The organism is Georgenia sp. 311 (genome assembly GCF_006151955.1).
GTDB classification, from domain to species: domain Bacteria; phylum Actinomycetota; class Actinomycetes; order Actinomycetales; family Actinomycetaceae; genus Oceanitalea; species Oceanitalea wutianyii.
This window is the reverse complement of the sequence record NZ_VDFS01000028.1, coordinates 1-5,497: the sequence shown is the minus strand read 5'-3', so window position 1 is coordinate 5,497 and position 5,497 is coordinate 1. Positions and strand designations below refer to the sequence as shown.

Annotated in this window: 4 protein-coding genes; all 4 read right to left on the bottom strand. The window is 72.4% G+C overall.

All coding sequences use genetic code 11. From position 1 onward, the window contains the following. Positions 1-652: 652 nt before the first annotated feature. The 4 genes from tyrS to FHE66_RS05155 all read right to left on the bottom strand — a co-directional run bounded on the left by tyrS (position 653) and on the right by FHE66_RS05155 (position 5,406). On the bottom strand, positions 653-1,921 hold the full coding sequence (tyrS, locus tag FHE66_RS05170; protein ID WP_139071921.1) for a tyrosine--tRNA ligase: 1,269 nt from the start codon (positions 1,919-1,921) through the stop codon (positions 653-655). Positions 1,922-2,082: 161 nt separating this feature from the next. After that, a complete protein-coding gene (locus FHE66_RS05165) occupies positions 2,083-2,697 on the bottom strand; it encodes a DNA-3-methyladenine glycosylase (RefSeq protein WP_139071920.1) in 615 nt (204 codons plus the stop codon). Continuing rightward, positions 2,694-4,130 (bottom strand): argininosuccinate lyase, encoded by a 1,437-nt coding sequence (gene argH / locus FHE66_RS05160; protein WP_139071919.1) that lies wholly within the window; start codon positions 4,128-4,130, stop codon positions 2,694-2,696. The genes FHE66_RS05165 and argH overlap by 4 nt, the downstream gene beginning before the upstream one ends. Then, positions 4,123-5,406 carry an argininosuccinate synthase gene (locus FHE66_RS05155; protein WP_139071918.1) on the bottom strand — a complete coding sequence of 428 codons (1,284 nt, stop codon included), beginning with the start codon at positions 5,404-5,406 and terminating at the stop codon, positions 4,123-4,125. The genes argH and FHE66_RS05155 overlap by 8 nt, the downstream gene beginning before the upstream one ends. Between the last annotated feature and the right edge of the window lie 91 nt (positions 5,407-5,497).

The window sequence follows — 5,497 nt, the reverse complement described above, 5'->3', positions numbered from 1 at the left end:
GCCGGCAGGCAATCCAGGCAAACCCACCCACGGAAAGGAAACCGCGAGCAGGCAACCAAACAAACAGACCCTCAAACACCCAGCCCCGAAAGACCGGACGCCATCAGATCTAAATGGCATCAAAAAACTTGGCACACTGTTGAGTTCTCAAGAAACAGACACACACCGCGGAAGACGGACCTGCTGGTCGCCTCCCCGTCCGGGGCTGGCCGTTCAACTTTACCCGCCGGCGTTCCCACACACAACTTCAGTCGGTGTGATCCCCGCCTCCGGGCCCTCAGCCGCCCGCGGTCGAACCGCGGCCACTGTGAGGGGCTGCCTCTCCGGGACCGGCCACCGGCCTCTCGGCCTCGTGTCCGTGTCTCCCTGGGGGGCAACGAGGTGAAACATTACGTCGTCCCCACACCGACGTCAAACCGCCTCCAGGCTGGCTCCGCCGGCCACGGAAACCCCGCGTGACCTGCACTTTTGTGCCCTTCTTCGGCGTCGACGCCGTGAGCTGTGCCCAGATCTCGCCCCTGAGACCTCGTTCACAGGGCGCGGCGCCCGGGTGGCGGACTGCGCGCCCCGGTACCACCCGGGCGGCACGGGCCCCCGGGTACGACAGATGCCCGCCGGGCGTGCCGGCGGGCATCTGGTGGTGCGAGCTGGATCAGGGAGCGGCGACCTCGGCGACGGCGAGGTTGCGCCGACCGCGGCGCAGCAGCACCCAGCGTCCGGCGAGCAGGTCCTCCGGGGCGAGGACCCGGTCCTCGTCGGTCACCTTGACGTTGTTGAGGTACGCACCGCCCTCGGCCACCGTGCGACGGGCGGCGGAGCGCCCGTTCGCCAGACCGGTCGCCACGAGGAGGTCGACGACGTTGGACTCCCCCACGACCGCCTCCCCCCGCGGCAGCTCGGCCACCGCGTGCCCGAGCGTCTGGGGGTCGAGGTCGGTCAGCTCTCCCCGTCCGAAGAGCGCCTGCGACGCGCGCTCCACCCGCTCGGTGGCGTCGGCGCCGTGGACGAGGGTGGTGACGTCGCGGGCCAGGGCGCGCTGTCCCTCGCGGGCCTGCGGACGCTCTGCCACCGCGGCGGTGAGCTCGGCGATCTCCTCCCGGGTGCGGAATGTGAAGATCTTGAGGAACCGCTCGACGTCGGCGTCCTCGGTGTTGAGCCAGAACTGGTAGAAGGCGTAGGGGCTCATCATGTCCGGGGCGAGCCAGACAGCCCCGCCCTCGGTCTTGCCGAACTTCGTGCCGTCGGCCTTGGTGATGAGCGGCGTCGTCAGGGCGTGGACCGTCGTGCCGTCGGCCTTGCGGGCGAGCTCGACACCGGAGAGCAGGTTGCCCCACTGGTCGTTCCCGCCGGTCTGCAGGGTGCACCCGTAGCGGCGGTTGAGCTCGAGGAAGTCCATGCCCTGGAGGATCTGGTAGCTGAACTCCGTGAAGGAGATGCCCTCGTCGCTGGCGAGGCGCCGCGCAACGGTGTCCTTGGCGAGCATCGTGCCGAGCCGGTAGTGCTTGCCGACCTCCCGGAGGAAGTCGATCGCGCTCAGCCCGGAGGTCCAGTCGAGGTTGTTGACCATGCGGGCCGCGTTGTCGCCCTCGAAGTCGAGGAACGGCTCGATCTGGGCACGGAGCCGGTCGGTCCACTCGGCGACGACGGCGCGGTCGTTGAGCGTGCGCTCCCCGGACATCCGCGGGTCACCGATGAGCCCGGTCGCTCCCCCGACCAGCGCGATCGGCCGGTGGCCGGCGAGCTGGAGGTGGCGCAGCGTGATGAGCTGGACGAGGTGCCCGTGGTGGAGACTCGGCGCGCTGGGGTCGAAGCCGCAGTAGTAGGTGACGGGTCCTGCGGCGAGGGCGGCGCCGATGGCGTCCCGGTCCGTGGTCTGGGCGATGAGCCCTCGCCACTCCAGCTCCTCGAGGATGTCACTCACGTGTGCGTACCTTCCTGGGTCGGTCGGGCCGGGCGTCGGCCCCGGCATCTAGTGTGCCCCCTCCTCCCGCCGTGCCGGTGCACGATCCAGCTCTCGGCGGGAGGTGCCGGCCGAGGCAGCGGCGGGAGGCGGCGGCGGGAGACGGCGGGGCGGGAGTGCTGTCAGGTGCGGCGAGGGCGGCGGGTGCCGGGGCGGTAGACCGAGACGGTCGGCTCGCCGGGCAGCCAGAACCGCCACGGGAACACCTCGCCGTCCCCACCCGGCCCGGCGACCCCGACCCGCGGTCCGGTCACCGGCTCAGGGACCACGTCCGCCGGGGCGGCCAGCTCGGCCCGCCCTCCGGCGGCGAGTGCCAGTCCGTTGTCGGCGCCGGTGAGCCCGAGTGCCTGGGCCATCCGGGCCGGGCCGCGCGCGAGGTCGACGTCGCGTCGGGCGGCCGGGCGCCGGGAGCGCGCGAGCTCCAGGCCCTCGACGACCTCCCCGCCGCGCAGCAGCACCGCGCTCGCGCGCCCGTCCTGCCCGCACACGACGTTCGCGCACCAGTGCATGCCGTAGGTGAAGTAGACGTACAGCCGGCCCGCCGGGCCGAACATCACCTCGGTGCGCGGGGTGAGGCCCCGGTACGCGTGGGACCCCGGGTCGTCGGCGCCGTCGTAGGCCTCGACCTCGGTGAGACGCACCGTCACCGCCCCCTCCTCCGAGCGCACCGTCAGGTGCGCGCCGAGGAGGCGGGGTGCCACCTCGAGGGAGGGGGCGGTGAGGTCGAGCGTCGTCACGCGGTGGCCGGCCCCCCGGGCTGGGTCCCTGCCCACTCACGCAGCCGCGCGAGCTCGGCCCGCGCGGCCGTGAGCTGCTCGGCGACCCGGTCCGGGGCGGTGCCGCCGCGGCCGTTGCGCGAGGCGACCGAGCCCTCGACGCTGAGCACGGAACGCACCTGCGGGGTGAGGTGCGGGGAGATCGCGGCGAGCTCGTCGTCGGTGAGGTCCCACAGCTCCTTGCCCGCGGCCTCACACACCCGCACGCACTCCCCCGCGATCTCGTGCGCGTCGCGGAAGGCGACCCCCTCACGCACGAGCCACTCGGCGATGTCGGTGGCCAGGGAGAACCCCTGGGGCGCGAGCTCGGCCATGCGGGCGGTGTCGAAGGTCAGCGTGGCGACCATGCCCGAGACCGCAGGCAGGAGCACCGAGAGCGTGTCGACGCCGTCGAACACGGGCTCCTTGTCCTCCTGCAGGTCGCGGTTGTAGGCCAGCGGCAGGCCCTTGAGCGTGGCGAGCAGACCGGTGAGGTCGCCGATGAGGCGCCCGGCCTTGCCGCGCGCCAGCTCGGCGACGTCGGGGTTCTTCTTCTGCGGCATGATCGAGGAGCCGGTGGAGAACGCGTCGTCGAGCCGGGCGAAGCCGAACTCCTTGGTCGCCCAGATGATGACGTCCTCGCTGATCCGCGAGAGGTTGACGCCCACCATGGCCGCGACGAACGCGAACTCGGCGACGACGTCGCGCGCGGCGGTGCCGTCGATGGAGTTCTCCACCGAGTCGCTGAAGCCGAGGTCCGCCGCGACGGCGCGCGGGTCCAGCCCGAGGGACGAGCCGGCGAGCGCGCCGGAGCCGTAGGGCGAGACCGCCGCGCGGGCGTCCCAGTCCACCCACCGCTGCACGTCACGCAGCAGGGGCCACGCGTGGGCGAGCAGGTGGTGGGCCAGCAGCAGCGGCTGGGCGTGCTGCAGGTGGGTGCGCCCCGGCATGACCGCGCCCGGGTGGGCGGCCGCCTGCTCGGTGAGGGCCGTGACGACGTCGAGCACCCCGCCGGCGAGCAGCCGCGCCTGCTCGCGCAGGTAGGAGCGCACGAGCGTGGCGATCTGGTCGTTGCGGGAGCGGCCCGCGCGCAGCTTGCCGCCCAGCGCGGGCCCGGCCCGCTCGATGAGCCCGCGCTCGAGCGCGGTGTGCACGTCCTCGTCCTCCGGCCGCGGCCCGAAGGCGCCGGAGACGACGTCGCCCTCGAGGCGGTCGAGCGCCGCGAGCATCCCGTCGAGCTCTGCCTGGTCGAGCAGCCCGGCACCCGCGAGCGCACGGGCGTGCGCCCGGGAGCCGGCGATGTCGTGGCGCGCGAGCCGCCAGTCGAACTGCGTGGAGCGCGACAGCTCGGTGAGCGCGTCGGCCGGCCCACCGCTGAAGCGGCCGCCCCACAGGCTCAGGGGGGACTCACCCATGGTCGGAGACCTCCAAGGTGCCCTGCCCGAGGTCGACGGCGTTGCCGAAGACGACGTCACGGGCGGCGGCGAGCTTGGCGGTGAGGCCGTAGATCTCGATGAAGCCCTTGGCGTTGGACTGGTCGAAGGTGTCGCCGGAGTCGTAGGTGGCGAGGTTGAAGTCGTAGAGGCTGGAGTCGCTGCGGCGGCCGGTGACCACGGCGCGGCCCCCGTGCAGGAGCAGCCGGATCTCGCCGGAGACGTAGCGCTGGGTGTCGTCGATGAAGACGTCGAGGGAGCGCTTGAGCGGGGAGAACCACTGGCCGTCGTAGACCAGCTCGGTCCAGCGCTGGTCCACGCCCTTCTTGAAGCGGGCCTGCTCACGCTCGACGGTGACGTTCTCCAGCTCCTGGTGGGCGGTGATGAGCGCGATCGCGCCGGGGGCCTCGTAGACCTCGCGGGACTTGATGCCCACGAGGCGGTCCTCGACGATGTCGATGCGACCCACGCCCTGGGCGCCGGCGCGGCGGTTGAGCTCCTGGATCGCCTGGAGCGGGGTGACCGGGACGCCGTCGAGCGCGACGGGCACGCCCTCCTTGAAGGTGATGACGACCTCGTCGGGGACCGGCGGGAAGGCCGGGTCGTCGGTGTAGCTGTAGACGTCCTTGGTCGGGGCGTTCCAGATGTCCTCGAGGAAGCCGGTCTCGATCGCGCGGCCCCACACGTTCTGGTCGATGGAGAACGGGTTGTTCTTCGTCGTCTCGATCGGCAGCTGGTGGCGCTGGGCGTAGTCGATGGCGACGTCGCGGGTGAGGGCGAGGTCGCGGACCGGGGCCAGGCACTTGAGGTCCGGGGCGAGGGAGGTGATGCCGACCTCGAAGCGGACCTGGTCGTTGCCCTTGCCGGTGCAGCCGTGGGCCACGGTCGTGGCGCCGAACTGGCGTGCGGCGCGCACGAGGTGCTTGACGATGACGGGGCGCGAGAGCGCCGAGACCACCGGGTAGCGGTCCTGGTAGAGGGCGTTGGCCTTGAGCGCCGGCATGCAGTACTCGGTGGCGAACTCCTCGCGTGCGTCGGCGACGTAGGCCTCCACCGCACCGCAGTCGAGCGCGCGCTGGCGGATGACGTCGAGGTCCTCCCCGCCCTGGCCGACGTCGACGGCCACGGCGATGACCTCGGTGCCGGTCTGCTCGCCGATCCAGCCGATGGCCACCGAGGTGTCCAGCCCGCCGGAGTAGGCGAGGACGACCCGCTCCTTGCCGGCGGGGGTGGTGGCGGGGGCGGTGCTGTCACTCATGCTGAGTCTCTTTCGATGGATGGTGCGATAGGGCGGTCGGCGCCGGCGCGCGCCGGGCCGTTGGTGCTGGGGGCGGCGAGGGCGAGGAGCC